General features: G+C 65.8%; 29 protein-coding genes. 15 read left to right on the forward strand and 14 right to left on the reverse strand.

What is annotated here, in order from left to right; genetic code table 11:
* The first annotated feature begins 118 nt into the window (after positions 1-118).
* On the forward strand, positions 119-1,153 hold the full coding sequence (tsaD, locus tag HHL15_RS14365) for a tRNA (adenosine(37)-N6)-threonylcarbamoyltransferase complex transferase subunit TsaD (RefSeq protein ID WP_169146472.1): 1,035 nt from the start codon (positions 119-121) through the stop codon (positions 1,151-1,153).
* An 18-nt stretch (positions 1,154-1,171) separates the two neighbouring features.
* On the opposite strand, the gene plsY is transcribed toward tsaD, so the two are convergent.
* Positions 1,172-1,780, reverse strand: coding sequence for a glycerol-3-phosphate 1-O-acyltransferase PlsY (gene plsY / locus HHL15_RS14370; protein WP_169146473.1), 609 nt, complete (start codon positions 1,778-1,780; stop codon positions 1,172-1,174).
* A gap of 52 nt (positions 1,781-1,832) precedes the next feature.
* On the opposite strand from plsY, the gene HHL15_RS14375 reads away from it, so the two are divergent.
* On the forward strand, positions 1,833-2,228 hold the full coding sequence (locus tag HHL15_RS14375) for a dihydroneopterin aldolase (RefSeq protein WP_169146474.1): 396 nt from the start codon (positions 1,833-1,835) through the stop codon (positions 2,226-2,228).
* Between the two features lie 104 nt (positions 2,229-2,332).
* Here HHL15_RS14375 and HHL15_RS14380 read toward each other — a convergent pair whose 3' ends face one another.
* The 9 genes from HHL15_RS14380 to leuS form a co-directional block, all read right to left on the reverse strand.
* Positions 2,333-2,719, reverse strand: coding sequence for an H-NS histone family protein (locus tag HHL15_RS14380; protein ID WP_169146475.1), 387 nt, complete (start codon positions 2,717-2,719; stop codon positions 2,333-2,335).
* A 141-nt stretch (positions 2,720-2,860) separates the two neighbouring features.
* On the reverse strand, positions 2,861-3,352 hold the full coding sequence (gene ybaK / locus HHL15_RS14385) for a Cys-tRNA(Pro) deacylase (RefSeq protein WP_169146476.1): 492 nt from the start codon (positions 3,350-3,352) through the stop codon (positions 2,861-2,863).
* A 77-nt stretch (positions 3,353-3,429) separates the two neighbouring features.
* Positions 3,430-3,897, reverse strand: coding sequence for a methylated-DNA--[protein]-cysteine S-methyltransferase (locus HHL15_RS14390; protein WP_235943403.1), 468 nt, complete (start codon positions 3,895-3,897; stop codon positions 3,430-3,432).
* Positions 3,898-3,994: 97 nt separating this feature from the next.
* Positions 3,995-4,573, reverse strand: coding sequence for a chalcone isomerase family protein (locus tag HHL15_RS14395; RefSeq protein ID WP_169146478.1), 579 nt, complete (start codon positions 4,571-4,573; stop codon positions 3,995-3,997).
* Between the two features lie 121 nt (positions 4,574-4,694).
* Positions 4,695-5,972, reverse strand: a complete 1,278-nt coding sequence (locus HHL15_RS14400) for a glutamate-5-semialdehyde dehydrogenase (protein WP_169146479.1) — start codon at positions 5,970-5,972, stop codon at positions 4,695-4,697.
* A gap of 29 nt (positions 5,973-6,001) precedes the next feature.
* Complete coding sequence (gene holA / locus HHL15_RS14405; RefSeq protein WP_169146480.1) at positions 6,002-7,033, reverse strand: DNA polymerase III subunit delta; 1,032 nt, start codon at positions 7,031-7,033, stop codon at positions 6,002-6,004.
* Positions 7,030-7,560: an LPS-assembly lipoprotein LptE gene (locus tag HHL15_RS14410; protein WP_169146481.1), complete on the reverse strand. Its 531-nt coding sequence runs from the start codon at positions 7,558-7,560 to the stop codon at positions 7,030-7,032. The genes holA and HHL15_RS14410 overlap by 4 nt, the downstream gene beginning before the upstream one ends.
* A complete protein-coding gene (locus HHL15_RS14415; protein WP_169146482.1) occupies positions 7,557-7,766 on the reverse strand; it encodes a hypothetical protein in 210 nt (69 codons plus the stop codon). The genes HHL15_RS14410 and HHL15_RS14415 overlap by 4 nt, the downstream gene beginning before the upstream one ends.
* Positions 7,767-7,783: 17 nt before the next feature.
* A complete protein-coding gene (gene leuS, locus HHL15_RS14420) occupies positions 7,784-10,414 on the reverse strand; it encodes a leucine--tRNA ligase (protein ID WP_169146483.1) in 2,631 nt (876 codons plus the stop codon).
* Between the two features lie 190 nt (positions 10,415-10,604).
* Between leuS and HHL15_RS14425 the strand changes: the two genes are divergently transcribed.
* Genes HHL15_RS14425 through murA form a run of 10 tightly spaced genes read left to right on the forward strand, consistent with a single transcriptional unit; the run spans position 10,605 to position 17,665 of the window.
* Positions 10,605-11,408 carry an ABC transporter ATP-binding protein gene (locus HHL15_RS14425; RefSeq protein WP_169146484.1) on the forward strand — a complete coding sequence of 268 codons (804 nt, stop codon included), beginning with the start codon at positions 10,605-10,607 and terminating at the stop codon, positions 11,406-11,408.
* Positions 11,408-12,187, forward strand: coding sequence for a lipid asymmetry maintenance ABC transporter permease subunit MlaE (gene mlaE / locus HHL15_RS14430; RefSeq protein WP_169146485.1), 780 nt, complete (start codon positions 11,408-11,410; stop codon positions 12,185-12,187). The genes HHL15_RS14425 and mlaE overlap by 1 nt, the downstream gene beginning before the upstream one ends.
* 2 nt (positions 12,188-12,189) lie before the next feature.
* The gene (gene mlaD / locus HHL15_RS14435) at positions 12,190-12,666 is read left to right on the forward strand and encodes an outer membrane lipid asymmetry maintenance protein MlaD (protein WP_169146579.1); all 477 of its coding nucleotides are present in this window, start codon (positions 12,190-12,192) and stop codon (positions 12,664-12,666) included.
* Between the two features lie 56 nt (positions 12,667-12,722).
* A complete protein-coding gene (locus HHL15_RS14440; protein ID WP_169146486.1) occupies positions 12,723-13,523 on the forward strand; it encodes an MlaA family lipoprotein in 801 nt (266 codons plus the stop codon).
* Positions 13,520-14,152, forward strand: a complete 633-nt coding sequence (locus HHL15_RS14445; RefSeq protein ID WP_169146487.1) for an MlaC/ttg2D family ABC transporter substrate-binding protein — start codon at positions 13,520-13,522, stop codon at positions 14,150-14,152. Before HHL15_RS14440 ends, HHL15_RS14445 begins: the two co-directional genes overlap by 4 nt.
* Positions 14,149-14,433 carry an STAS domain-containing protein gene (locus HHL15_RS14450; protein ID WP_169146488.1) on the forward strand — a complete coding sequence of 95 codons (285 nt, stop codon included), beginning with the start codon at positions 14,149-14,151 and terminating at the stop codon, positions 14,431-14,433. Before HHL15_RS14445 ends, HHL15_RS14450 begins: the two co-directional genes overlap by 4 nt.
* Before the next feature lie 32 nt (positions 14,434-14,465).
* A complete protein-coding gene (locus HHL15_RS14455; RefSeq protein WP_169146489.1) occupies positions 14,466-15,368 on the forward strand; it encodes an ABC transporter ATP-binding protein in 903 nt (300 codons plus the stop codon).
* Positions 15,369-15,376: 8 nt separating this feature from the next.
* A complete protein-coding gene (locus HHL15_RS14460; protein WP_169146490.1) occupies positions 15,377-16,132 on the forward strand; it encodes an ABC transporter permease in 756 nt (251 codons plus the stop codon).
* 11 nt (positions 16,133-16,143) lie between these two features.
* The gene (locus HHL15_RS14465; RefSeq protein WP_169146491.1) at positions 16,144-16,398 is read left to right on the forward strand and encodes a BolA family protein; all 255 of its coding nucleotides are present in this window, start codon (positions 16,144-16,146) and stop codon (positions 16,396-16,398) included.
* Between the two features lie 16 nt (positions 16,399-16,414).
* Positions 16,415-17,665, forward strand: a complete 1,251-nt coding sequence (gene murA / locus HHL15_RS14470; protein ID WP_169146492.1) for a UDP-N-acetylglucosamine 1-carboxyvinyltransferase — start codon at positions 16,415-16,417, stop codon at positions 17,663-17,665.
* Between the two features lie 94 nt (positions 17,666-17,759).
* On the opposite strand, the gene rnk is transcribed toward murA, so the two are convergent.
* Positions 17,760-18,134, reverse strand: a complete 375-nt coding sequence (rnk, locus tag HHL15_RS14475; RefSeq protein WP_169146493.1) for a nucleoside diphosphate kinase regulator — start codon at positions 18,132-18,134, stop codon at positions 17,760-17,762.
* A gap of 171 nt (positions 18,135-18,305) precedes the next feature.
* On the opposite strand from rnk, the gene hisG reads away from it, so the two are divergent.
* Positions 18,306-18,950 carry an ATP phosphoribosyltransferase gene (gene hisG / locus HHL15_RS14480; RefSeq protein ID WP_169146494.1) on the forward strand — a complete coding sequence of 215 codons (645 nt, stop codon included), beginning with the start codon at positions 18,306-18,308 and terminating at the stop codon, positions 18,948-18,950.
* Positions 18,947-20,266, forward strand: coding sequence for a histidinol dehydrogenase (gene hisD, locus HHL15_RS14485; protein ID WP_169146495.1), 1,320 nt, complete (start codon positions 18,947-18,949; stop codon positions 20,264-20,266). Before hisG ends, hisD begins: the two co-directional genes overlap by 4 nt.
* Positions 20,267-20,329: 63 nt before the next feature.
* On the opposite strand, the gene recQ is transcribed toward hisD, so the two are convergent.
* From recQ to HHL15_RS14500, 3 genes are all read right to left on the reverse strand, one after another.
* Positions 20,330-22,150 (reverse strand): DNA helicase RecQ, encoded by a 1,821-nt coding sequence (recQ, locus tag HHL15_RS14490; protein WP_169146496.1) that lies wholly within the window; start codon positions 22,148-22,150, stop codon positions 20,330-20,332.
* Between the two features lie 35 nt (positions 22,151-22,185).
* Positions 22,186-23,139 carry a PDDEXK family nuclease gene (locus tag HHL15_RS14495; protein ID WP_206198773.1) on the reverse strand — a complete coding sequence of 318 codons (954 nt, stop codon included), beginning with the start codon at positions 23,137-23,139 and terminating at the stop codon, positions 22,186-22,188.
* Between the two features lie 104 nt (positions 23,140-23,243).
* On the reverse strand, positions 23,244-23,507 hold the full coding sequence (locus HHL15_RS14500; RefSeq protein WP_169146497.1) for a hypothetical protein: 264 nt from the start codon (positions 23,505-23,507) through the stop codon (positions 23,244-23,246).
* A 147-nt stretch (positions 23,508-23,654) separates the two neighbouring features.
* Here HHL15_RS14500 and HHL15_RS14505 point away from each other — a divergent pair, with 147 nt between their 5' ends.
* Positions 23,655-24,599 carry an MBL fold metallo-hydrolase gene (locus HHL15_RS14505; protein ID WP_169146498.1) on the forward strand — a complete coding sequence of 315 codons (945 nt, stop codon included), beginning with the start codon at positions 23,655-23,657 and terminating at the stop codon, positions 24,597-24,599.
* Positions 24,600-24,972: the final 373 nt, after the last annotated feature.

The following is a 24,972-nucleotide window of genomic DNA, read 5'->3' on the forward strand; positions in this document are numbered from 1 at the left end:
CGAAAATTCTTGGACGGAAAAAAGAAGAGTATAACCAGTTCGTTCGGGTCTACCAAGTCCACTTTTCGCTTTGTGGGTGGGCTGAGGGTAAAATCTCCTTTTTTCTTGCGGATGCATCATGCGCATTCTGGGTATCGAGTCCTCCTGTGACGAGACGGGCGTTGCCATTTACGACACGGAGCGGGGCTTGCTGGGCCACCGCCTGCATTCCCAGGTCGATCTGCATGCCGCCTACGGCGGGGTGGTGCCGGAGCTGGCATCGCGGGATCACATCCGGCGCCTTCCCGTGTTGCTCCGCGAGTTGCTGGAGCACACCGGGCTGAGCCTGGCCGGGATCGACGGGATCGCCTATACCGCCGGCCCAGGGTTGGCCGGTGCGCTGCTGGTCGGGTCGAGCGTGGCCGAGGCGCTGGGCGTGTCGCTGGGCATCCCGGCGCTGCCGGTGCATCACCTCGAAGGGCATCTGCTGTCGCCGCTGTTGTCTGCAACGCCGCCGGATTTTCCATTTGTGGCCTTGCTGGTGTCGGGTGGGCATACCCAGCTGATGCGGGTGACGGGGGTGGGCGGCTACACCCTGCTCGGAGAAACCGTGGACGACGCGGCGGGCGAAGCCTTCGACAAGACAGCGAAGCTGATCGGCCTGGGCTATCCGGGTGGTCCGGCGCTGGCCCGCCTGGCGCAGGCGGGTGCGCCGGGACGCTTCAAGCTGCCGCGGCCGATGCTGCACAGCAAGGATTTCGATTTCAGCTTCAGCGGGCTCAAGACGGCGGTCCTCACCGCTGTCGGGACGCCGGGCTTCTGCGAGGCCGACAAGGCTGATCTGGCGGCGGAGTTCCAGGCGGCGGCGGTGGAGGTCCTGGTGGCCAAGTCGATGGCGGCCTTGCGCCATACCGGGCTGAAGCAACTGGTGGTGGCTGGCGGGGTGGGGGCCAATCTGGCCCTGCGCAGCGCCCTCGACCAGGCTGCATTGCGGCGCAAGGCGCGGGTGTTCTACCCGGAACTGGAGCTGTGTACCGACAACGGCGCCATGATCGCCTTCGCTGGCGCCCTGCGTTTCATGGCCGGGGAGCGGGGGGCGGATGCGGATGGGTGCTTTGCGGTGAGGCCACGCTGGAACCTGATGGACATCGCGGCGCCGGTGGGTGCCGGGTAGCCTCCCGGCCGGGAGTGGTCAGGCGTCCTTCTTCTTGCTGCCGATGCGGCTTTCCTGGCCGCTCAGCAGGCGCTTGATGTTGTCCGTGTGCCGCCACACCAGCAAGCCCGACATGATGCTGATGGAGAGGATCCAGGCCGGGGCAAGGCCCAGCAGGAAGGCGATGCCCGGTGAGGCGACGGCGGCGCACAGCGCGGCGAGTGACGAGTAGCGGGTGGTGACGGCGACTCCCAGCCACACGCCGAGGGTGGCCAGCCCCAGCCAGCCGCTGGCGCCGAGCAGCACGCCGGCCGCCGTTGCGACGCCCTTGCCGCCCTTGAAGCCCAGGAATACCGGAAACAGGTGGCCCAGGAAGGCCGCCAGTGCGGCGATGGGGGCGGCGCTGTCGGGCAGGCCCAGCTCGGGGCCGAAGCGTGCGGCCAGGAAGACGGCAAGCCAGCCCTTGAAGCCGTCACCGAGCAGGGTCAGGATCGCGGCGAGCTTGTTGCCGCTGCGCAGGACATTGGTGGCACCGGGGTTGCCCGAGCCGTAGCTGCGGGGGTCGGCCATGCCGAAAAGGCGGCTGACGACGACGGCGAAGGGGATGGAGCCGAGGAGGTAGGCGGCGAGCAGGAGCGCGAGTTGCATTCGTTGAGTGTGGCGCGAGCTAGAATGGCGGCGATTTTAGCTGGGACAGACGATGGATTTCATTTTTATCGAAGCATTGCGGGTCAAGTCCCGGGTTGGTATTTATCCGCGGGAGCGGGTGACCGAGCAGACACTCGAGTTGAATCTGACCTTCGGGGTGCCGGACGCCGCGGCAGAGCACGACGACATTGCCGATACGATCGATTACGCCAGGGTGATCGAGCGGATCCGCGAGGAGCTGGCCAGTCATCAATTCAATCTGATCGAGACGCTTGGCGAATTCATCGTCAAACTGCTTTTTGACGAATTTGGTGCGCCGTGGGTGAAGCTGGCGATTGCAAAAATTGGTGTGATGAAGGATGTGCGACGCGTGGGTGTATTCATAGAGCGGGGGCGGGATGGGTCCCCTCCGCCCGAGCATGCACCCACCGCCGGATTGCCACGCTGATTGCGCATGGCAATCAGCGTGCTCGATACCGCTGATTGAAACACTGCGGGGACATTACAGGGCGCTCGCGGCCAATGCCGTCGGGCGCCCTGTTGATTTGTGCCTCAGGCTGCTTCGGCGGCAGCGGCATTGGCGCGCAAATCATCCAGCGGCTTGCCCTGGGCCAGCCAGTCGATCACCCACTGGGGCTTGCGGCCGTGACCGGTCCAGCCGATGGCGGGGTTTTCCGGGTGGCGGAACTTGATCGTGGAGGCGGGCTTGGCGGCCTTCTTGGCCGGCTTCGCGGCGGCCTTGCGGGGAGCCGCGGCAGCCGGCTTTTCGGCACTTTCCTGACCGAGCACTTCGGTGAGGCTCATGCCGTGTTCTGCGGCAAGCTTCTGCATGCGCTTGAGCAGATCCTTCTTGGCCGTGTCGGAGCGGCGGCGGATTTCGGTTTCAACCTTCGATTGCAGGCGGCGCAATTCGGTGAGGGAGAGGGAAGAGAGTTCCATGGTGTCGTGTCCTTTGGCCAGGGGCAATGGCTTTGACTGAAGTGCCCGATTGTAGGTAGAGGCTGGCATGTGCCATGCCCTTATTGCGCCTTTTATTTTGCCACCAGCAGGCTGGTATTTGGCAAGTGTTTTTATTTCATTTTATTCCAGGGCCACATTCACCAGGCCGGGGTGCAGCATCTGGACGATATCGTGGGGATGTACGCCGACGAGAAAGCCCCTCTTTCCACCGTTGATATATATCAGGGGCAGGTCCAGGATCGATTCCTCCATGAATACCGGCATGCTCTTGCGGGTACCGAAAGGCGAGGTGCCGCCGACCAGATAGCCTGTGTGGCGCTGGGCGACGGCGGGGTCGCAGGGGCTGATCTGCTTGCGGCCGGCCTGGCGGGCGAGCTCCTTGGTGGATACCTTGCGATCGCCATGCATCAGCACGATGAGGGGCTGCCGGGCTTCATCCTCCATTACCAGGGTCTTGATGACGGCATGCTCGTGCACATTCAGCTCGCGGGCCGAGACGCGGGTGCCTCCGTGCTCTTCGTAGGCATAGGGATGGGCGGAGAAGGCCGTGTGATGCTGGCGGAGAAAGCGGGTGGCCGGGGTTTCGGGAGCTGACAGGGACGTGCGGGACATGTTTCGGGGCTTTCCGGTGAAAGGCATTGACGGGAATTGGAGCGTGCCGTTGAGCGGTGGTTCCGCGAATTGAGGTTTCAGAAGCCCGGTAGCCTGGGGGGCAGGACACCTTCGTGACGCAATAGCCAGTGCTTTGTTTCGAGCAGAAAGCCGCCGCAGTCGTGGGCAAAGCCGCCGATTTCAGTCCGGCCCGTGACCCGGTGGCAAGGAATGACGAGGGGAAAGGGATTGTCGCCGCAGGCCTGCCCCACCGCCCGCGGGCTGCTGTCCAGCTGGCGGGCCAGTTCGCCGTAGGTGCTGCTGTGGCCCCGGGGGATCCGTGCGATGGCGGCCCACACCTGGCGGCGGAATTCCGTGCCACGCCAGGCGAGGGGCAGATCCAGGGGGAATTCCGGGTCGTTGAGGTAGCGCCCGATCTGGCTGACGGCCATTTCCTCGAGCATTCCGTTGGGGGCGATGAGGGGAGTTTCCGGCGGCAGGAAAACGATTTCGTCTATCAATCCGTCGGTGCAGCGGATGCCTATCCGGCCAAATGGGGCCGGCATGATGCTGGCAAATCCGGCAGGCGGCCGGGTGCCGGGAGGGGGGGCTTGAGCGGGCATCTCCCGATTCTGCGCCGCGGCGGGAGATGCCGCAATACGCTCAATTCCTGCCGAGAAGGCTGCTCCGCAAGTCGGAATCCACCGGCTTATCTCCCAGCCAGATGCGTAACAGGCCACGCTGGAAGTCCTCGCCGGGAATGTCCCGGCCGCGCTGTTCATTGCCGACTAGGAGGCGGGTGCCGCTGCCGGGCAGCCATTCGAGGCGGATCACCGTATTGGGGGCGGCGTTTCGCAGGCTGAGCAGCGCGGCCCTGAATTCATCGATACGGGCTTGCAGCCGGGCATATTCCGCTTCCGTGTGATTCCTGCGCAGGCCTTCGACCAGGCCGTCCGCAAACTGCTCGGCGGTGAGTTCGCGCAGGGTCACGATTTGAATGCGGCGGGGGCCGGCCTGGGCGAGAAGGGCCTCGAGGTTGTCGGCTTTCTTTGGCGAATACAGGCCGATCGCGTAGATCTTGAGCATGAAGCGGGTGCGCAGGCCGCCGCCATTGAGCTGGAGCTCGGAATTGGCAAGGCTGGTCCGCTCGTCGAAATGGACGCCGGCAATATCGCCGGCGTGTGCCGCGTGTCCGGTGAGCATGGCAATGGCGAGCAGTGCCGTGCGTAGAAAGGGTTTCATGGCTGTCTCCTGTCTTGTTGGTATGGATGTGCAAACGCCCGCCTGTCGCACTGAGATGCGAATCAAACGGGCGTTTGAATCTTAGCCGGGAATGCACCCGGACAGGAGATTTATGTGGGCATCAGGCGCGCACGTGGCCATCTCCGAAGACAATCCATTTCTGGCTGGTGAGGCCTTCCAGGCCGACCGGACCACGGGCGTGGATCTTGTCGGTGGAGATGCCGATCTCGGCGCCAAGGCCGTACTCGAAGCCATCGGCGAAGCGCGTCGAGGCGTTGATCATCACCGATGCCGAGTCCACCTCGCGCAGGAAGCGCATGGCCCGGGTGTGGTTCTCGGTGACGATGGACTCGGTGTGCTGGGACGAGCAGGTGTTGATGTGGTCGATGGCCGCATCGAGGCCGTCCACCACCTTGATGGCGATGATGGGGGCCAGGAATTCCTCGGTCCAGTCGGACTCGATGGCTTCCTTCAACTGGGCGGCCGGAATGCCGGCTTCCCGCAGGATGGCCAGCGATGCCGGGCAGGCGCGCAGCTCGACACCCTTGCCGGCCAGCATGATGCCCAAGGCCGGCAGCTGGGCCGTGGCAATGCTGGCATCCACCAGCAGGGATTCGGTGGTGTTGCAGGTGCCGTAGCGCTGGGTCTTGGAGTTCTCGACGATGGCCAGTGCCTTGGCCGGGTCGGCGAACTGGTCCACGTACACGTGGCAGTTGCCGTCCAGGTGCTTGATGACGGGCACCCGGGCGTCGTTGGAGATCCGCTCGATGAGGCCCTTGCCGCCACGGGGAACGATCACGTCGACGAATTCCGGCATGGCGATCAGCTCGCCCACGGCGGCACGGTCGGTGGTCTCGATGACCTGGATGGCGGTCTGCGGCAGTCCGGCGGCGGCCAGGCCGGCCCGGACGCAGGTGGCGATGGCCTGGTTGGAGTGCAGGGCCTCCTTGCCGCCGCGCAGGATGGCGGCGTTGCCGGACTTGAGGCACAGGGCCGCGGCGTCGGCGGTAACGTTGGGGCGGGCCTCGTAGATGATGCCGATGACACCCAGCGGGACGCGCATCTTGCCGACGGTGATGCCGGAGGGGCGGCGCTTCAGCTCGCCCATCTCGCCGACCGGGTCGGGCAGGGCGGCGACCTGCTCGAGGCCCTGGGCCATCGCCTCGATGCCCTTTTCGGACAGGGTCAGGCGGTCGATCATGGCTGCCTCGAGGCCATTGGCGCGGGCCTCCTGGAGGTCGCGCTGGTTGGCGGCGGTGAGCTCGGCCCGGTGGGTACGGATCTCGGCGGCCATGGCGAGCAGGGCAGTGTTCTTGGCGTCGGTGGAGGCGGCCGCCACCGCGCGGGAGGCGGCGCGGGCCTGGCGGCCGACGGTCTGCATGTAGGTCTTGATGTCCATCTTGTCTCTTCTCGATACGGGGGCGGCGGTCAGCGTCGTGCCGGGGTGCCGCGGGCCGGTGCGCAGATGCGCAGGCAGAGTTGCAGGAATTCGTCCCAGACGTCTCCGCCGGTCAGGCCCTTGATCATCCGGTCAATCCTTGCAGCGTGCAAGATCGCGGTACGCAGCTGGGCGCCGCCGAGGCGGGGCAGTGCACGCTGCAGGGCCTGTTTGCGACGGTCGTCGAAGATCCGTTCGACCTTGAGGAGCCCCTGAAGTTGCTGGCCTTCGTCGAGGCCCTGGCGCAGGTTGGCCAGGCTGCGGACTTCGTTGGCCAGGGCCCACAGCACCAGGGGTGGGGCTTCGCCTTCGCCCTTGAGGCCTTCGAGCAGGCGGGCGCAGCGGGCCGCGTCGCCTTCCAGCAGGGCGGTGCGCAGCTTGTCGACGTCGTAGCGGGCCACGTTGAGCACCGCATCGCGCACGGCGTCCAGGCTCAGCTCGCCGGGCGGGTGCAGCAGGCCGAGCTTGAGGATCTCCTGGTGGGCCGCCAGCAGGTTGCCTTCGACATGATCGGCGATGAAGCCCAGGGCGTCCGCGCTGGCCTTCTGCTGCTGATTCGCGAGGCGCCGGGCGATCCACTCGGGCAGGCGGTCCCGTTCCGGGGCGTTGAGTTCGACCGCCACGCCGGCTTCGGCCAGGGCGGTGAACCAGGCGGCCTTGCGCGTGGCCCAGTCGAGCTCGGGCAGGGTGATCAGCGTGACGACGCCGTCATCCAGGTTGCGCGCATAGCGCTGCAGGGCCTCGCCGCCGTCGCGGCCGGGTTTGCCGTTGGGGATGCGCAGGTCGACGAGCTTGCTGGCGCCGAACAGCGACATGTTACCGGCCGCCGACTGCAGGCTTTCCCAGCGGAAGCCCTGGCCGGCGACCAGCACTTCGCGTTCGGCGTAGCCCTGGCGGCGGGCCGCGGCGCGGATGGCGTCGCCCGCCTCGAGGACCAGCAGGGGCTCATTGCCGTGCAGGACGTAGAGGGGGGCGAGGGCCTTGTCGAGCTGGGAGGCGAGCTGCTCGGGGCGGAGGATCACGGCTTGGGCTGTGCGTCCGGCATCCTGGCAGCAGCCAGCCGGCGCATGAGCTGCTGCACGAGGTCGCTCTGCATGTCGCGGTAGAGCAGGATCTCTTCCTGTTCCTTGGCGAGGACCTGGGAGTCGTCGAAGGCCAGGTCGCGGCGCAGCAGGATCTCGTTGGGGGCCAGGACTTCCTGGTTGTTCTTGTCCACCAGGCGGAAGGCGTAGCGCAGGCGCAGCTGGTATTCGCGGACCCGGCCCTGGGTGTTGAGGGCCAGGATGACCTTTTCCTTGGCGTCGGCCAGAACCTCCAGGCGGACCTGGGCCTCTTCCTTGTTGCTGACCACCCGGGTGTTGCTGCCAGCATGGATCTGGCGCCGGATGGCGGCGGCCAGGTCGGAGTACTCCGACATGCCCAGGTAGAGGGTGTCGAAAGGCAGCGGCCGCTGGCCGCGCAGCTGGAAGCCGCAGCCGGTGGCAAGCAGGGGTAGGGCGCCGAGGGCGGCGAGGGCGCGGCGTCGGCCGGGCCGGGGCGGGTAAGTCATTGGAGCGGGTCCTCCTTGAGGCGCTGGCGTTCCTTTTCGTAGGCCTCGTAGCTGGGGGGCGCCGGGTCGCGGCTGATGTCGCGGCCCGGTTCGTACTGGCGGCGGAGGTTCTCCTGGCGGAGTCCTTCATAGAGGCCCCGCTCACCCGGGGTGTTGGCGCAGGCGGCCAGCAGGGCGAGGCAGGGGGCGAGGAAGATGTGGCGCATGGAGAGCCTCCGGGCGTTCAGCCGACGATGTTGACCAGGCGGCCGGGGACCACCACCACTTTTTTGGCGGGCCGGCCTTCGAGGAACTTGATGGTCGCCTCGTGGGCCAGCGCAGCCGCTTCGATGGCCTCCTTGGCGGCTTCGGCCGGCACCCGCAGGGCGCCGCGCAGCTTGCCGTTCACCTGCAGCATGAGCTCAAGCTCGTCCTGGGCCAGGGCGGCGTCGAGGGGCTCGGGCCAGGCGGCCTTGAGGATGTCCTCGCCATAGCCGAGGGCGGACCACAGGGCGTGGCTGATGTGAGGGGTGAGGGGCGACAGCACGCGCAGCAGGATGCCGAAGCACTCCTCGATCACCTCGGCGGCCAGGGCGCCCTGGCGGGGCGCCTTCTCGATGGCGTTGAGCATCTTCATGGTGGCCGAAGCCACCGTGTTGAACTGTTGCTTGCCCAGGTCGTAGTTGGCCTGCTTGAGGAGCAGGTGGATCTCGCGGCGGAAGGTGGCCAGCTCCTCGGGCAGCTTGGCGCCGGCCAGGCTGCGCTGGGCGCCGATCTGGCCGCGGATCTCGGTGGAGAACAGGTGGCCGAAGCTCCACACCCGGCGCAGGAAGCGGTAGGCGCCTTCAACGCCAGCGTCGGACCATTCGAGGGTCTGCTCCGGCGGCGCCGCGAACATCATGAAGAAGCGGGCGGTGTCGGCGCCGTATTGCTCGATGAGGGACTGCGGGTCCACGCCGTTGTTCTTGGACTTCGACATGGTGGTGAGCTCGTGCTCGAGCTCCGTGCCGTCCTTCTTGAGAGTGGCGCCGGTGATCTGGCCCTTGGCATCCTTGCGGATGTCGATCTCGCTCTCCCAGAAGTAGTTCTTGCCGCCGCCTTCGGGCTTGTGGAAGAAGGCGTTGTTCAGGACCATGCCCTGGGTCAGCAGGTGGGCGAAGGGTTCCCGGTAGGTGACCAGGTCGAGGTCGCGCATCACCTTGGTCCAGAAGCGGGAGTAGAGCAGGTGCAGGATGGCGTGCTCGATGCCGCCGATGTACTGGTCGACGGTCATCCAGTAGCCGGTCTCGTCGTCCACCATCTTGTCCTTGCCGAAGGTGGTGGCGTAGCGGGCGTAGTACCAGGACGAATCCACGAAGGTGTCCATGGTGTCGGTTTCGCGACGGGCCGGCTTGCCGCAGCACGGGCAGGCCACGTTGAGGAAGTCCTCGCGCTTGTGCAGCGGGTTGCCGGAGCCGTCCGGCACGCAGTCCTCGGGCAGCACCACCGGCAGCTGGTCGTCAGGTACCGGCACCGAGCCGCAGCTGTCGCAGTGGATGATGGGGATCGGGCAGCCCCAGTAGCGCTGGCGGGAGATGCCCCAGTCGCGCAGGCGCCACTGGATTTTCTTGTCGCCGATGCCCAGGGCGGTCAGGTCGGCGGCGATGGCGTCCACCGCGGCTTCGTAGTTCAGGCCGTCGTACTTGCCGGAGTTGACGCAGCTGCCGTCCTTGCTGCCGTACCACTCCTGCCAGGCATCCAGGCTGTAGGGCTTGTCGCCGAGGGCTACTACCTGCTCGATGGGCAGCGAATATTTCTTGGCAAAGGCGAAGTCGCGCTCATCGTGGGCGGGAACGCCCATCACGGCGCCGTCGCCGTAGCTCATCAGCACGTAGTTGCCGACCCACACTTCCACCTGCTTGCCGGTGAGGGGGTGGGTGACGAACAGGCCGGTGGGCAGGCCTTCCTTCTCCATGGTGGCCATGTCGGCCTCCATGACGGAGCCGTGCTTGCACTTCTCGATGAAGGCGGCGAGCTCCGGGTTGGCCCTGGCTGCATGCAGGGCCAGCGGGTGTTCAGCGGCGACGGCGCAGAAGGTGACGCCCATGATGGTGTCGGCGCGGGTGGTGAAGACCCACAGCTTGCCGTCGCCGATCAGGCCGCCAGCGTTGTCAGGGGCGGCGATGTCGTGCTTGAAGGCGAAGCGCACGCCGGTGCTCTTGCCGATCCAGTTGGCCTGCATCAGCCTGACCCGTTCGGGCCAGCCGTCGAGGGTGTCCAGGTCGCCCAGCAACTCGTCGGCGTAGTCGGTGATCTTGAGGTAGTAGCCCGGGATCTCGCGCTTCTCGACGAGGGCGCCGGTGCGCCAGCCGCGGCCGTCGATGACCTGCTCGTTGGCCAGTACGGTCTGGTCCACCGGGTCCCAGTTGACCACCTGGGTCTTGCGCTCGGCGATGCCCTTCTCGAGCATGCGCAGGAAGAACCACTGGTTCCACTTGTAGTACTCGGGGGTGCAGGTGGCCAGCTCTCGGTTCCAGTCGATGGCAAAACCCAGCGACTTGAGCTGCTGCTTCATGTAGGCGATGTTGTCGTAGGTCCACTTGGCAGGCGGCACCTGGTTCTTGATCGCGGCATTCTCGGCGGGCAGGCCGAAGGCGTCCCAGCCCATGGGCTGGAGGACGTTGAAGCCCTTCATCTTGTGGAAGCGGGACAGCACGTCGCCGATGGTGTAGTTGCGCACGTGCCCCATGTGCAGCTTGCCCGAAGGGTAGGGGAACATGGACAGGCAGTAGTACTTGGGCTTCGACGCGTCGGCGGTGACGCGGAAGGCTTCGGTGCTGTCCCAGTGCTGCTGGGCGGCGCGCTCGATGTCGGCGGGAAGGTATTTGTCCTGCATGGGCGGGAAATGGGTCGGTGGAGGGTCGGTGGAACGGAACTCCGCATTATAAACTGCCCATTGAAAAGCCTGCTGTAGTGCGCTCAAGACATTGATGTGACGAGATATTTCCCCCCGGGTGCATACGTTCCGGCATGTCAGGAACGAATCGCTCTGCTACAATCCGCGTCCCGCGTTGCAACAAAATCTCATGTCCGAGCCTCTTGTTCGTCTCGAGAACGTGCGTTTCGCCTATGGCGAACGGGCGATCCTGCGCGACATTTCCCTGTCAATCCCCCGTGGCAAAGTGGTGGCCATCATGGGCGGGAGCGGTTGCGGCAAGACGACCTTGTTGCGCCTGATCGGCGGCCAGGAAAAGGCCCGTTCGGGGCGCGTGCTGGTCGACGGCCAGGATGTGGCGCGGCTTGGGCGCGACGACTTGTATGCCATGCGCCGGCGGATGGGCATGTTGTTCCAGTTCGGCGCCTTGTTCACCGACATGTCGGTCTTCGACAACGTGGCGTTTCCGTTGCGCGAGCATACCGAGCTGTCGCCCGAGCTGATCAACGACCTGGTGCTGATGAAACTGCATGCCGTGGGTTTGCGCGGTGCGGCCAAGCTGATGCCGGCCGAACTGTCCGGCGGAATGGCGCGGCGGGTGGCGCTGGCCCGCACGATCGCCCTCGACCCCATGCTGCTGATGTACGACGAGCCCTTCACCGGCCTCGATCCGATTTCCCTGGGGGTGATCGGGCAATTGATCCGGCGCCTCAACGACGCGCTGGGGGCCAGTTCGGTCATCGTCACCCATGACATCCAGGAGTCGCTGCAGATCGTCGATTACATCTATTTCATCTCCGAAGGGCGGGTGGTGGCCGAAGGTACGCCGGATGACATCCGCAACACCTCCGATCCCTTCGTGCACCAGTTCGTGCACGCCGAGGCGGACGGCCCGGTGCCCTTCCACTATCCGGCAGGCGATTACGCCACGGCATTGACCGGGGGGGCGGCCTGATGCTGGGCGTGTTGCGCAAGCTGGGGGCGCTGGCGATCAACGGCGTCTGGCGCCTGGGCTTCATCACCCGCTTCTTCTGGATGGTCCTGCTCTATTCGGGGCAATCCTTCACCCGCCTGCACCTGACCATCCGCGAGCTTTATTTCAGCGGCGTGATGTCGCTGCTGATCATCCTGGTGTCGGGGCTGTTCGTCGGCCTGGTGCTGGGCCTGCAGGGCTATGAAACCTTGCAGCGCTATGGCGCCAGCGATTCCCTGGGCACCCTGGTAGCCCTGTCCCTGGTGCGGGAGCTCGGCCCGGTGGTGGCCGGCCTGCTGTTCGCCAGCCGGGCCGGCTCGGCGGTGACCGCCGAGATCGGCCTGATGAAGGTCACCGAGCAGCTCAAGGCCATGGACATGATGGCGGTGAGCCCGATCGCCCGGGTGGTGGCGCCGCGCTTCTGGGGCGGGGTCATCTCGATGCCGCTGCTGGCCGCCCTGTTTTCGGCGATGGGCGTGTTTGGCGGCTGGTTGATCGGCGTGGTGGCCATCGGTGTGGACGATGGCGCGTTCTGGGCCCAGATGCAGGCGGCCGTGGATTTCCGCTACGACGTGATCAACGGGGTCATCAAGAGCTGCGTCTTCGGCGTGGCGGTCGCCCTGATTGCCGTTTTCGAGGGCTACGACTGCGTACCCACCGCCGAGGGTGTTTCCCGGGCCATCACCCGTACCGTGGTGAGTTCGGCCCTGGCCATCCTGGCGCTTGATTTTGTAATGACGTCTTTCATGTTCCGAGGTTAATGATGAGTCGTACCACGCTTGATCTGTGGGTCGGGGTGTTCGTGGCGATGGGTATCGCCGCGCTGTTCTTCCTGGCGATCAAGGTCGGCAGTGTCTCGGGGTCCGACATCAAGTCGCCCTACACGCTCACGGCCCGCTTCGATAACATCGGTGGCCTCAAGGTGCGGGCGCCGGTCAAGGTTGCCGGTGTGCTGGTTGGGCGCGTTTCCGAGATCCACTACGACAATGAACGCTTCCAGGCCGAAGTGGTCTTCACCGTGGATGGACGCTACAAGTTCCCCACCGACACCTTTGCCAACATCCTCACTTCCGGCCTGCTCGGTGAGCAGTACCTCGGGCTTGATCCCGGCGGTGAGGAAAAGATGCTGGCACCGGGCGATGTCATCAAGAAGACTCAATCGGCCGTTGTACTCGAGAAGCTGATCAGCCAGTTCATGTTCAGCAAGGCGGCCGAGGGAGATACGGCGCCGGCCAAATAAGCCCTGGCACAACACAACAGAGAGCATGCGGCGGGGATGCCCGTGCATGAATCGCAATGAAGAACAGGAAAGCAGAATCGGGAACCGTATCGAGGGGGCTTGCCTGCCTTGCGCTGGGGCTTGGCCTGACGGCCTGTGCCGGCCCGGGCGGCCACCCCAAGGACCCGCTGGAGCCCCTCAACCGGGCAACCTTCGCCTTCAACGAGACTGCCGACAAGTACGTCATGCGGCCGGTGGCGCAGGTGTACGACTATGCGCCGCTGCCCATCAAGGTCGGCGTAGGCAACTTCTTCGGCAACATTGGCGACATCTGGATCGGAGTCAATAATCTCCTCCAGGGCAAGGTCACCGACGGTCTGTCCGATGGCGGCCGGGTGCTCGTCAATTCCACGGTCGGCATCTTCGGCCTGTTCGACATCGCCACCGAGCTGGGTCTCGAAAAACACGACGAAGACCTCGGGCAGACGCTGGGCAAGTGGGGCGTTGGCGACGGGCCCTACCTGGTGCTGCCCCTGCTGGGGCCGAGCAACGTGCGTGACACGGTCGGCCTGATCGGCGATCTCAGCGTTGACCCGGTCTTCCAGGTCGAGGAAGTCGCGACCCGCAATTCCCTTACCGGCCTGCGCTTCGTGAGCAAGCGGGCCCAGTTGCTGGGCGCCGATACCACGGCGGAGCAGGCGGCCCTGGATAAATACGGTTACCTGCGCAGTTTCTACATCCAGTATCGCCTCAACCAGGTTTACGATGGTCAGCCGCCGCGGGTCAAGGACCCGGACGATGACGAGGCGAGCGGCGATGATGGCGCCTCCGCGCCGCAGGCCGCCCCGCAATCCGACAAGAAAGAGACTCAGGAATGAAACGTATCTCCACCGTGCTTGCCGCCCTGGCCCTCAGTGTCGGCGTCCAGTTCAGCGCCTTCGCCGAGGGCATGGCGCCCGACGCCCTGGTCAAGGGTGTGACCGACGACGTGATCACCATCGTGCGCCAGGACAAGGCCATCCAGTCCGGTGACACCCGCAAGGCGGTCGAGCTGGTCGAAACCAAGGTCATCCCCTATTTCGACTTCGCCCACATGACCCGCCTTGCCGTGGGCAAGGACTGGAAGCAGGCCAGCCCCGAGCAGAAGACCGTGCTGACCCAGGAGTTCAAGAGCCTGCTGGTGCGCACCTACTCCAATGCCCTGACCCAGTACCGCAACCAGCAGATTGACTTCAAGCCCTTCAAGGCCAAGCCCGAGGACACCGATGTGGTGGTGCGCACCGAAGTGCGCCAGCCCGGTGCCAAGCCGGTACAGATCGACTATGCCCTCGACAAGCAGGGCGATGCCTGGAAGGTCTACGACGTGATGGTGGCGGGCGTCAGCCTGGTCACCAACTATCGTGACAGCTTCGGCCAGGAAGTCCGTGCCGGCGGTATCGACGGCTTGATCAAGTCCCTCAAGGACAAGAACAAGCAGCTCGATACCACGGCCTCCGCCAAGAAATGATCCGTACCGAAGGCGACCGGCTGAGTCTTTCAGGCCCCGTCACCCTCGCCACCGCAGCCGCGCTGGCGGAGGAGGGGCGCGGGCCGGTGGCCGCGGCCGATCTGGTCGTGGACCTGTCCGGGGTGACCCAGGTGGACTCATCGGCCCTGGCCCTGCTGCTCAGCTGGGTGCGCGTCGCGCGTGGCGCCGGGCGCACCCTGTCCATCGACCAGCCGCCCGCGGCGCTGGTCAGCCTTGCGTCCCTCTACGACGTCGACTCCATCCTGCCGCTGGCCCGTTGAGGCCAGCCTTTCCCTCCGCTCTTTCCCCGCCCATGATTCCTGCGATCCGCATAGCCGGCGTCACCAAGCGTTTCCGTTCCCTCCAGGCTCTGGCCGGCGTGGATCTGGAGGTGGCCCAGGGTGAATTCTTCGGCCTTCTGGGCCCCAACGGGGCCGGCAAGACCACCCTCATATCGTCCCTGGCCGGCCTCGCCCGGCCAGACTCCGGGACCCTCGAAGTGATGGGGCACGACGTGGTCAAGGACTACCGGGCGGCCCGCCTGGCGCTGGGGGTGGTGCCCCAGGAGCTGGTCTTCGACCCTTTCTTCTCGGTGCGCGAGATGCTGCGCATCCAGTCCGGTTACTTCGGCATCCGCAACAACGACGACTGGATTGACGAGATCCTTCATCACCTGGACCTCACTGGCAAGGCCGGCGCCAACATGCGCATGCTCTCTGGTGGCATGAAGCGGCGCGCTCTGGTGGCCCAGGCGCTGGTGCATCGCCCGCCGGTGATCGTCCTCGACGAGCCGACGGCCGGGGTGGACGTGGAACTGCGCCAGGGCCTGTGGCAGTTCATCCGCAAGCTCAACCAGGACGGCCACACCATCGTCCTGACCACCCACTACCTCGAAGAGGCCGAGACCCTGTGCGGGCGCATCGCCATGCTCAAGGCCGGCAGGGTGGTGGCCCTGGATACCACGGCCAATCTGCTGCAGCGCTTTGCCAGCCACACCTTGCGGGTCAGCCTGGAAGAAGCGATCACCCTGGCCGGGCCGCTCGCCGGCAAGCTGCTCAAGACCGAGGGCAGCACCCTCGAGTTCGGCTTCGACGCCTTCGACGAGGTGGCCGACCTGCTGGCCGGCGTGCGTACCTGTGGCGGCAAGGTCGTGGACATGGTCCTCGGCAAGCCCGACATGGAGCAGGTCTTCGTCGGCATCATGAACCAGAACTGAGGCGACCCATGGAAGGCTTCAAGACCCTGCTTTACAAGGAATGCCTGCGCTTCTGGAAGGTCGGCTTCCAGACCGTGCTGTCGCCGGTGCTCAATGCTGTGCTCTACCTGCTGATCTTCGGCCATGTGCTGGAAGACCACGTGCAGCCCTATCCGGGCGTCAACTACACGGCTTTCCTGGTGCCTGGTCTGGTGATGATGACGGTGCTGCAGAACGCCTTCGCCAACAGCTCGTCGTCGCTGATCCAGAGCAAGATCACCGGCAACATCGTGTTCGTGCTGCTGCCGCCGATCTCCTATCGGGAGTTCTACGCCGCCTACGTGCTGGCGGCGGTGCTGCGCGCCACGCTGTGCGGCATCGGTGTGCTACTGGTGTCGCTGCCCCTGACCGATCTGCACTTTGCCGCGCCGGGCTGGATCATCGCCTTCACCCTGATGGGCGGCGCGTTTCTTGCAAGCCTCGGCGTGATCGCGGGAATCTGGGCCGACAAGTTCGACCAGCTGGCAGCTTTCCAGAACTTCCTGATCATGCCGCTGACCATGCTCTCCGGCGTGTTCTATTCGATCCATTCCCTGCCTGCAGTGTGGCAAGGGGTGTCGCATTTCAACCCGTTTTTCTTCATGATTGACGGGTTCCGTTACGGCTTTTTCGGTGTCTCCGACGTGTCCCCGTGGGCCAGCTTCGGAGTCGTTTCTGTCTGTTTTGTCGTGCTCGCCGCCATCACCCTGCAAATGCTTGCCAGGGGCTACAAGCTGCGGGCCTGAGGATCTGAATCATGTTTCTGGCCAGTGAAATCGAACGCCTCGTCGCCGCCGGGCTCGAGTGCGAATTCCTGAAGATCGAAGGGGATGACGGCACCCACTTTGCCGGCGTCGTCGTCAGCGCGGCCTTCGAAGGCAAGCCCCGCGTGCGCCAGCACCAGGCCGTCTATGCCACCCTCGGCAAGCTGATGGGCAACGAGATCCACGCCCTCCAGCTGACCACCTACACGCCCGCCCAATGGGCCGAATTTCAGAAGGAACTGGGCTGAAACACGCCCTTGATGCATGGATAAACTGTTGATCGAAGGCGGCGCCCGCCTGTCGGGCGAGATCGCCATTTCCGGTGCCAAGAACGCGGCCCTGCCCATCCTGTGTGCGGCGCTGCTGACGGCCGAGCCGGTCACCTTCACCAATGTGCCGCGGCTCAACGACATTGCCACCCTGCTGCGCCTGCTCGAGCAGATGGGGGTCAAGGTCAGCCGTGATGGCGACAGCGTGACCCTCGATGCCGCCGGGGTGAACAACCCGCTGGCCTCCTACGAGATGGTCAAGACCATGCGCGCCTCCATCCTGGTGCTGGGCCCGCTGGTGGCCCGCTTCGGTGAGGCGCGGGTCAGCCTGCCCGGTGGCTGTGCCATCGGCGCGCGTCCGGTGGATCAGCACATCAAGGGCCTGCAGGCCATGGGGGCCGAGGTCAAGGTCGAGCATGGCTACGTCCATGCCAAGGTGCCGCGCCTGAAGGGCGCCCGCCTGTTCACCGACATGGTCACCGTGACCGGCACCGAAAACCTGATGATGGCCGCCTGTCTGGCCGATGGCGAGACGGTGATCGAGAACGCCGCCCGCGAGCCCGAGGTGGTCGATCTGGCCAACTGCCTGGTGGCCATGGGCGCGCGCATCTCCGGTGCCGGTGGCGACGTGATCCGCATCCAGGGCGTGCCCGCCCTGCACGGTGCCACCCACCGGGTGATGCCCGACCGCATCGAGACCGGCACCTACCTGTGTGCCGCCGCCGTCACGGGCGGTGAAGTGCGCCTGACCGGCACCTCGGCCAGCTACCTGGACGCGGTGGTGGACAAGCTCATGGATGCGGGCTGCGAAGTCTTCGCCGAGCGGGATGCGGTGCGCCTCAAGGCACCGGCCCGCCTCAATGCGGTGAGCCTGCGCACGGCGCCGTACCCGGCCTTCCCGACCGACATGCAGGCCCAGTTCATGGCCCTCAACGCGGTGGCCGACGGTACCGCGGTGATCCGCGAGACCATCTTCGAGAACCGCTTCATGCACGCGGTGGAGCTTCAGCGTCTTGGCGCCGACATCAAGATCGACGGCAACACGGCCTTCGTGAAGGGCGTGGCGAAGCTGCAGGGCGCCACCGTGATGGCGACCGACCTGCGCGCCTCGGCGAGCCTGATCATCGCCGGCCTGGTGGCCGAAGGCGAGACCATCGTCGACCGGATCTACCACCTGGACCGTGGCTACGAGAAGCTGGAAGAAAAGCTCACCGCGCTGGGCGCCCGGGTCAGCCGCATCCGCTGAGGTGGCCTGTAGGGGCGGCTTCAGCCGCCCACAGGTGCCTGAGCAGAGTCAGGGGACGGCTGAAGCCGCCCCTGCAACGCCCCTGCCATTGCCCCTACAGCACGGTGAGCACACGCAGCTGGATGGCGTGGCCCTCGGGGGTCTTCCAGTCGATCACCTGGCCGGCGGACAAGCCAAGAAGGGCGCTGCCGGCGGGCGAGAAGATGGAGACGCGGCCCAGGGCGGCGTCGGCCTCATGGGGCCAGGCCAGGGTCAGTTCGTATTCGCGGCCCGAGTGTTCCTCGCGGAAGCGGGCGCGGCGGTTGATGGCAATCACATCGGCGGGAAGCTCGTCGGTGTCGACGATAAGGGCGCGTTCCAGCTCGGCGCGCAGGCCGTCCAGGTCGCTGCGGTTGCGGGTGGGCGGCTTGGAGAGCAGGCCCTCCAGGCGTTCCAGGTCGTCGGTGGAGACGGTGATTTCGGGTTTCATGACGAGATCCTCGTTGAATGACAAAAGAAAATGGCCGAGCCGCCTGAGGCGGACCAGCCATGCACCGAAGGCTAACAGAAGCCGGTACGGGGGACAAACCTTCGGACTGGCCCGGCGGCGGATCGTTGCCCGATCGGCTAGAATCTCTTTTTACGCAGACAGATCATCATCTTGAACGGCATTACGCTTGCCCTCTCGAAGGGCCGAATTTTCGAGGAGACCCTGCCGCTGCTCGCCGCCGCGGGGATCACGCCGACCGACAACCCGGAAAGCTCGCGCAAACTCATCATCGGCACGAACCGGCCGGACGTGCGCCTGGTCATCGTGCGCGCCACCGACACGCCGACCTACGTGCAGTACGGTGCCGCCGACATGGGCATTGCCGGCAAGGACGTCCTGATCGAGCACGGCGGCGCGGGCCTCTACCAGCCCCTCGACCTCAACATCGCCAAGTGCCGCCTGTGCGTGGCGGTGCCCAAGGAGTTCGACTACGCCGCAGCCGTGAAGCGCGGCGCGCGCATCCGGGTCGCCACCAAGTACGTCAAGGCCGCCAAGGAACACTTTGCCGCCAAGGGCATGCACGTGGACCTGATCAAGCTCTACGGTTCCATGGAGCTGGCGCCGCTGGTCGGCCTGGCCGACGCCATCGTCGACCTCGTATCCACCGGCAGCACCCTCAAGGCCAACAATCTCGTGGAGGTGGAGGACATCATGCCCATCAGCTCCCGTCTCGTTGTCAATCAGGCGTCCCTCAAGCTCAAGCGCGAGCTCATCCAGCCTGTGCTGGACGCCTTCGCCGGAGCAATCAGGCCATGACTGAAGCCCTCATCCGCCGTCTCTCGTCCAGTCAGGCCGGGTTCACGGCCACCCTCGACGCGCTGCTGGCCTTCGAGGGCAGCACCGACGCCGCCATCGAGCAGGCCGTGGCCGACATCCTGCAGGCGGTGCGCCGCGACGGCGACCAGGCTGTCGTCGAATACACCCGCCGTTTCGACCACCTCGACGTGGCCGACATGACCGCGCTGGAGCTGCCCCGGGCCGAGCTGGAGGCCGCCCTTGCCGGCCTCTCCGCCGAGCAGCGCCAGGCCCTCGAGACCGCCGCCGAGCGGGTACGCAGCTACCACCAGCGCCAGGTGATCGAGTCCTGGCGCTACACCGACGAATCCCCGGGCATGGACGGTACCCGCCTGGGGCAGAAGGTCACCCCGCTCGACCGGGTCGGCCTGTATGTGCCTGGTGGCCGCGCCTCCTATCCCAGCTCGGTGCTGATGAACGCCATCCCCGCCAAGGTGGCCGGGGTGGGCGAGCTGATCATGGTGGTGCCGACCCCCCGCGGTGAGAAGAATCCGCTGGTGCTGGCCGCCGCAGCCATCACCGGGGTGGACCGGGTGTTCACCATCGGCGGCGCCCAGGCCGTGGCCGCCCTGGCCTATGGCACGGCGACCATCCCCCAGGTGGACAAGATCGTCGGCCCCGGCAACGCCTACGTGGCCAGTGCCAAGCGCCGGGTCTTCGGCACCGTCGGCATCGACATGGTGGCCGGCCCCTCCGAGGTGCTGGTGATCTCCGATGGTTCCGGCGAGCCCGACTGGGTGGCGATGGACCTCTTCGCCCAGGCCGAGCACGATGAGCTGGCCCAGTCCATCCTGCTGTGCACCGACGAGGCCTTCATCGGCCGGGTCGAGGCGAGCATCGCCCGTCTGTTGCCCGAGATGCCGCGCCGCGAGACCATCGCCGTGTCCCTGAAGAACCGTGGTGCGTTGATCCACGTGAAGGATCTGGCCGAGGCCTGCGCCATTGCCAACCGCATCGCGCCGGAGCACCTGGAGCTATCCCTGGACGACCCCTACCAGTGGATCGACGAGATCCGCCATGCCGGGGCCATCTTCATCGGCCACTACTCGGTCGAGGCGCTGGGTGACTACTGTGCCGGCCCGAACCACGTGTTGCCGACCATGCGCAGCGCCCGTTTCTCGAGCCCGCTGGGGGTCTATGACTTCCAGAAGCGCACCAGCCTGATCGACATCTCAGAACAGGGCGCCCAGACCCTTGGCCGCATCGCCTCGGTGCTGGCCCACGGTGAAGGCCTGCAGGCCCACGCCCGCTCGGCGGAGATGCGCCTCAAATCCTGAACGGCTTTCCAGCCCAGTCGCACCCATCAAGCCCGGCCCTCGCGCCGGGCTTGTGCTTTCTGGTCAGTCCACCCCGGCCAGCAGGCCGAGGATGTCAGCCCCGTAGGCGTCCAGCTTGCGGTCGCCCACCCCCGAGATGGTGCCCAGCGCGGCTATGCTGTCCGGCCGCTGGCGGGCGATGTCGCGCAGGGTGGCGTCGTGGAAGATCACGTAGGCCGGTACGTTGCGTTCCTTGGCCGTGCTGGCCCGCCAGGCGCGCAGGCGCTCCAGCAGGGCGGCCTCGGCGCCGGTGGCCTCCGGCCAGTCGCGCAGCTTGCGGGTGGTGTCGGCCTTGCGGCCTTTCTTGGCCGGCGCTGCGTCGATGCGCAGGGTGAAGCTGCTCTCACCGCGCAGTAGCGGCCGGGCGGTCTCGGTGAGGGTCAGGGCGCCGTAGCGCTCGTGATCGACCGCCAGGGCGCCATGGGCCACCAGCTGGCGGATCAGGGTGCGCCAGCCCTTGTCATCCAGCTCGGAACCGATGCCGAAGGTGCTGACCTGGTCGTGCTGCCACTCCTTGACCTTGTCGGTGGCCTTGCCCAGCAACACATCCACGATATGCCCGGCGCCGAAGCGGCTGCCCGTGCGGAACACGCAGGACAAGGCCTTGCGCGCCGATTCGCTGGCGTCGCGGACCTGGGGCGGGTTCAGGCAGGTGTCGCAGTTGCCGCAGGGCTCGGAGGCCTCGTCGAAATAGCCCAGCAGGCGCTGGCGGCGGCAGCCGGTGGTCTCGCACAGGCCCAGCAGGGCGTCCAGCTTGGCGGTGGACACGCGCTTGACCTCGGCATTGGCCTCGCCCTGGTCGATGAAGCGGCGCTGCTGCACCAGGTCGGCCACGCTGTAGGCCATCCAGGCCTCGGCGGGCTGGCCGTCGCGGCCGGCGCGGCCGGTCTCCTGGTAGTAGCCTTCGATGGAGCGGGGCAGGTCGAGGTGGGCTACGAAGCGCACGTCCGGCTTGTCGATGCCCATGCCGAAGGCCACCGTGGCCACCATCACGATGCCGTCCTCGCGCAGGAAGCGGTCCTGGTTGATGGCCCGCTCCTCGGTGCCCATGCCGGCGTGGTAGGCCAGCGCGGCGATACCCTTTTCCTGCAGCCAGGCGGCGGTTTCATCCACCTTCTTGCGGGAGCTGCAATAGACGATGCCGGCCTCGCCCAGGTGGCCGTCCTTCAGGAAGGCCAGCAGCTGGGCGCGGGGATTGTCCTTGGGGACGATGGTGTAGCGGATGTTGGGCCGGTCGAAGCTGGAGACGAACTCGCGCGCTTCGAGCAGGCGCAGGCGCTCGGCGATCTCGCGGCGGGTCTGGGCGTCTGCGGTGGCGGTCAGGGCGATCCGCGGCACCTGGGGGTAGCGCTCTGGCAGGATCGACAGCTGCAGGTATTCGGGGCGGAAGTCGTGGCCCCACTGGGACACGCAGTGGGCCTCGTCGATGGCGAAGAGGGCCAGCTGGCCGGCCTCGTGGAGGTGGTCGAGCAGATCCAGGAAGCGCGGCGTGACCAGGCGTTCGGGGGCCACGTAGAGCATGTCGAGGGCGCCGGCGAGCATCGCCCGCTCGATCTCCATGGCCCGCTCGAAGCCCAGGCTGGAGTTGAGGAAGTCGGCCGCTGCCCCCACCTCCTTGAGGGCGCTGACCTGGTCCTGCATCAGGGCGATCAGCGGCGAGACGACGATGGCCACGCCGGGGCGCAGCAGGGCCGGGATCTGGTAGCACAGGGACTTGCCGCCGCCGGTGGGCATCAGTACCAGCGCATCGCCGCCGGCCGCCACGTGTTCGACGATGTCCTCCTGCGGACCGCGGAAGCCGGTGTAGCCGAAGACGTGGAAGAGGGTTTCGCGGGCGCGGCTCATGGGGCCGGAATTCTACCCCGGCTTGGCCGCCCAGGTCAGAACAGCTTTGCGAGGTGGCCCTGCAAGCCGGAAGGGCTGACGAAGCTGAGTTCGTACATGCTGCTCAGGCCGGCCGCCTGCTCGTCGTTGAGACCAAGGCAGCACAGGACGAACTGGCTCCGGTCTATACCCAGGCGCTTGCGCAGCTTGAGGTATTTGTCGATGTCCTGGCGGAATTCGCCGGTCTTGCATTCGATGCATACGGGCGTGTTGCCCTCTATCAGGAAGAACACGTCGAGTTCGTGCAGATCCTCGTTGGGGAACACTATCGAGAGGTTCCGGGTGCACGAGAAGGTCTTCTGCTTTTCCTGGAAGAAGGCCAGCAGCTTCATCAGGGCGTACCACTCCAGCCAGTCCCCGGCAAAGAAGTTACGGATGCCCGGTGCCGTCTGGATGGTGGCTCGGCCGATCTTGTCCTGCTTCTGGTAGAAGTACTTGGACAGGAAGGTGTGTTCGTAGAGACGCTTGCAGAAAGCGTTGATGGCCTGGCCATCCTTCTGGCTGAGATCCCCGAGTTTGAGACTGAAACTGGGCACGTCCTTTTGCTGGGCCCAGCGGATCTTGCCGACCACATCGCCAAGCAGTGTGTAGTTGTCACCGATCTCCACCGCGAATTCATCGAAAAATCCTGTGGTATTGACTGCTTCGGGACTTGTACGGACCTGGATCTGCCGACGCAGGAACCAGGCCACGATCTCTGCATGCCAAGCTTCGCTGGTGAGGTGCTCGGTGTTGTGGACATCGATGTTGTCCAGCGTTGCAGGGGGACTCGCCGTGAGCGTGGGGAAGGGAGGCTCGGCGGAACGAAGCTGTTTCAGCTCGTTCTGGATGGTGAAATACTGGTGCAGCACCTTGCGCACGAAAAGCACGGTGTCGTAGACCTGGACAGGGTTCTGACAGGCGGGGCAGGGCACGCTGGTGCTGATCTGGCTGGCGGGAGCTTCGGCCACATGGCCGCATTTGTTGCAACGAAGGAGGGCCATCTGGGCGGGAGGTAAAGGACGGGTTGACCGATTATGCCAACCCGTTGTCCGTCTGACGACCCCGACGCGGCTCAGGCCGAGCCGTGATGGGCTGCCACGTAGTGCTTCAACACGGTCTTGAGCTCTGCTACGCGGACGAGGTCGCCCTTGTCGCGGGCGTGCTGGATATCGTCGGCGATCATGCGGCGGATGCTCAGGTCGCCCTCGGGGGTGTGGCAGAGATAGCAGCCCATCTCGACGGCCAGCATTTCTGGAATGTGTTCGTGCTCGGCGATGGCGAGGATTTCGTCCTCGGTAAGGTCCGACATCTCGATGCAGTCCTGCAGTGTCAACATGGGAAGTTCCTCCTTCTCGTGGGAACGGGTGAGCTCCCTGTTTACTCTGTTTGGATCCGCTTGTCTGTGCCGGGAAGTAAGCCGGAGTGAGAGGTTCTTTTTGCTGCGATGCAGCTAGAATCCGCGTTTTGCCATCAGGGGATTTCCATGCAGGGTTTGAAGGCGTTCGGGAACGGCATCTACGCGGTCGATTCGGGGTACACGGGGCCTGACGTGGCGGCCATCCACCTGATCGAGGAGGGGGGCCGGGCCGCGCTGGTGGATACCGGCAACAACGATTCCCTGCGCCATGTGCTGGAGGCGCTGGCGGCCACCGGGCTGTCGGCCGGGGCCGTGGATTACGTGTTGCTGACCCACATCCACCTGGACCACGCCGGCGGGGCGGGTGCTTTCATGCAGGCCTTCCCCAACGCGAAGCTGGTGGTCCATCCCCGCGGCGCGCGCCACATGGCCGAGCCGTCCAAGCTGTTCGCCGGGGTGTCGGCGGTGTATGGGCCCGAGCGGGCCCGGGAACTCTACGGCGAGCTGATCCCGGTGCCGGCAGAGCGCATCATCGAGGCGGGTGATGGCTACGAACTGGACCTCGCGGGGCGCACGATCCGCGTCTTCGATACGCCGGGTCATGCCCGCCATCACGTGTGCTACTTCGACACCCGGAGCCGCAGCTTCTTCACCGGTGACACCTTCGGCCTGTCCTACCGCAGCCTGGATGTGGAGGGCCGGCCCAGCATCTTCCCGACCACCACGCCGGTGCAGTTCGAGCCGGAGGCCATGCACGCCTCGATCCGCCGCATGGAGGCCGAGCAGCCGGTGGCCATGTACTTGACCCACTACGCCCAGGTTACCGATGTGCCGCGCCTGGCGGCCGACCTGCATCGCCTGATCGACGCCCACGTCGCCATCGCCGAGCGCCATGCTGCGGCCGAAGGCCGCAAGGCCCTGATCGAGGCCGACCTCTGGACCCTGCTCGGCGCGGAAGCCACCCGCAACGGCTGGACCGTGCCCGAGGCCGAATGGCGGCGCATCCTGGCGCTCGATGTGGAGCTGAACGCGCAGGGGCTGGAGGTGTGGCTGGACGGGCGGGGCGTGTAGGGGCGGCTTCGGAGGGTGTTGTAAAACTCTGCCGTCTCGCCGGGGCTGATGTTGTCCAGGTTGTGTTGGTGGTCGCACTGCGTCTGTGCCTTTGCTGGTCGGCTTTCCTTTTTTCCGCGTTGAGTCGCCCGCCGGGGCGAACTCCCGGCCAATTCAACGTGGATAAAAGGAACGCCGACCAGCAAAGGCGCACCAACTCGAACCCAAAGTGCTTACAGCACCCTCCCACAGGCCTGGACCGGTGGATTTTGCGACACCCTCGTCAGCCCCTGCAGCGCCGTGCCCGCCCTGCCAGGTGGGGCGGGCCATGCCCACGGGGTGAAAGTTGCGGGTGGATTTGCCCAGCCTGTATCCTGTCCCGATACAGCGTCAC

The sequence above is a fragment of the Zoogloea dura genome (assembly GCF_012927165.1).
Classification (GTDB): domain Bacteria; phylum Pseudomonadota; class Gammaproteobacteria; order Burkholderiales; family Rhodocyclaceae; genus Zoogloea; species Zoogloea dura.

Excerpts from the sequence above, each read along its gene's own strand:
- HHL15_RS14390 (WP_235943403.1), bottom strand. The coding sequence starts at position 3,897 with ATGCCGGCCCCATTTGGCCGGATAGGCATCCGCTGCACCGACGGATTG.
- HHL15_RS14425 (WP_169146484.1), top strand. The coding sequence starts at position 10,605 with ATGTCCGAGCCTCTTGTTCGTCTCGAGAACGTGCGTTTCGCCTATGGC.
- HHL15_RS14445 (WP_169146487.1), top strand. The coding sequence starts at position 13,520 with ATGAAACGTATCTCCACCGTGCTTGCCGCCCTGGCCCTCAGTGTCGGC.
- rnk (WP_169146493.1), bottom strand. The coding sequence starts at position 18,134 with ATGAAACCCGAAATCACCGTCTCCACCGACGACCTGGAACGCCTGGAG.
- HHL15_RS14450 (WP_169146488.1), top strand. The coding sequence starts at position 14,149 with ATGATCCGTACCGAAGGCGACCGGCTGAGTCTTTCAGGCCCCGTCACC.
- HHL15_RS14410 (WP_169146481.1), bottom strand. The coding sequence starts at position 7,560 with ATGACTTACCCGCCCCGGCCCGGCCGACGCCGCGCCCTCGCCGCCCTC.
- HHL15_RS14415 (WP_169146482.1), bottom strand. The coding sequence starts at position 7,766 with ATGCGCCACATCTTCCTCGCCCCCTGCCTCGCCCTGCTGGCCGCCTGC.
- HHL15_RS14465 (WP_169146491.1), top strand. The coding sequence starts at position 16,144 with ATGTTTCTGGCCAGTGAAATCGAACGCCTCGTCGCCGCCGGGCTCGAG.
- murA (WP_169146492.1), top strand. The coding sequence starts at position 16,415 with ATGGATAAACTGTTGATCGAAGGCGGCGCCCGCCTGTCGGGCGAGATC.
- HHL15_RS14440 (WP_169146486.1), top strand. The coding sequence starts at position 12,723 with ATGAAGAACAGGAAAGCAGAATCGGGAACCGTATCGAGGGGGCTTGCC.
- HHL15_RS14500 (WP_169146497.1), bottom strand. The coding sequence starts at position 23,507 with ATGTTGACACTGCAGGACTGCATCGAGATGTCGGACCTTACCGAGGAC.
- HHL15_RS14455 (WP_169146489.1), top strand. The coding sequence starts at position 14,466 with ATGATTCCTGCGATCCGCATAGCCGGCGTCACCAAGCGTTTCCGTTCC.
- HHL15_RS14400 (WP_169146479.1), bottom strand. The coding sequence starts at position 5,972 with ATGGACATCAAGACCTACATGCAGACCGTCGGCCGCCAGGCCCGCGCC.
- tsaD (WP_169146472.1), top strand. The coding sequence starts at position 119 with ATGCGCATTCTGGGTATCGAGTCCTCCTGTGACGAGACGGGCGTTGCC.
- plsY (WP_169146473.1), bottom strand. The coding sequence starts at position 1,780 with ATGCAACTCGCGCTCCTGCTCGCCGCCTACCTCCTCGGCTCCATCCCC.
- HHL15_RS14505 (WP_169146498.1), top strand. The coding sequence starts at position 23,655 with ATGCAGGGTTTGAAGGCGTTCGGGAACGGCATCTACGCGGTCGATTCG.
- HHL15_RS14395 (WP_169146478.1), bottom strand. The coding sequence starts at position 4,573 with ATGAAACCCTTTCTACGCACGGCACTGCTCGCCATTGCCATGCTCACC.
- hisD (WP_169146495.1), top strand. The coding sequence starts at position 18,947 with ATGACTGAAGCCCTCATCCGCCGTCTCTCGTCCAGTCAGGCCGGGTTC.
- HHL15_RS14375 (WP_169146474.1), top strand. The coding sequence starts at position 1,833 with ATGGATTTCATTTTTATCGAAGCATTGCGGGTCAAGTCCCGGGTTGGT.
- ybaK (WP_169146476.1), bottom strand. The coding sequence starts at position 3,352 with ATGTCCCGCACGTCCCTGTCAGCTCCCGAAACCCCGGCCACCCGCTTT.
- recQ (WP_169146496.1), bottom strand. The coding sequence starts at position 22,150 with ATGAGCCGCGCCCGCGAAACCCTCTTCCACGTCTTCGGCTACACCGGC.
- mlaD (WP_169146579.1), top strand. The coding sequence starts at position 12,190 with ATGAGTCGTACCACGCTTGATCTGTGGGTCGGGGTGTTCGTGGCGATG.
- mlaE (WP_169146485.1), top strand. The coding sequence starts at position 11,408 with ATGCTGGGCGTGTTGCGCAAGCTGGGGGCGCTGGCGATCAACGGCGTC.
- leuS (WP_169146483.1), bottom strand. The coding sequence starts at position 10,414 with ATGCAGGACAAATACCTTCCCGCCGACATCGAGCGCGCCGCCCAGCAG.
- HHL15_RS14380 (WP_169146475.1), bottom strand. The coding sequence starts at position 2,719 with ATGGAACTCTCTTCCCTCTCCCTCACCGAATTGCGCCGCCTGCAATCG.
- HHL15_RS14460 (WP_169146490.1), top strand. The coding sequence starts at position 15,377 with ATGGAAGGCTTCAAGACCCTGCTTTACAAGGAATGCCTGCGCTTCTGG.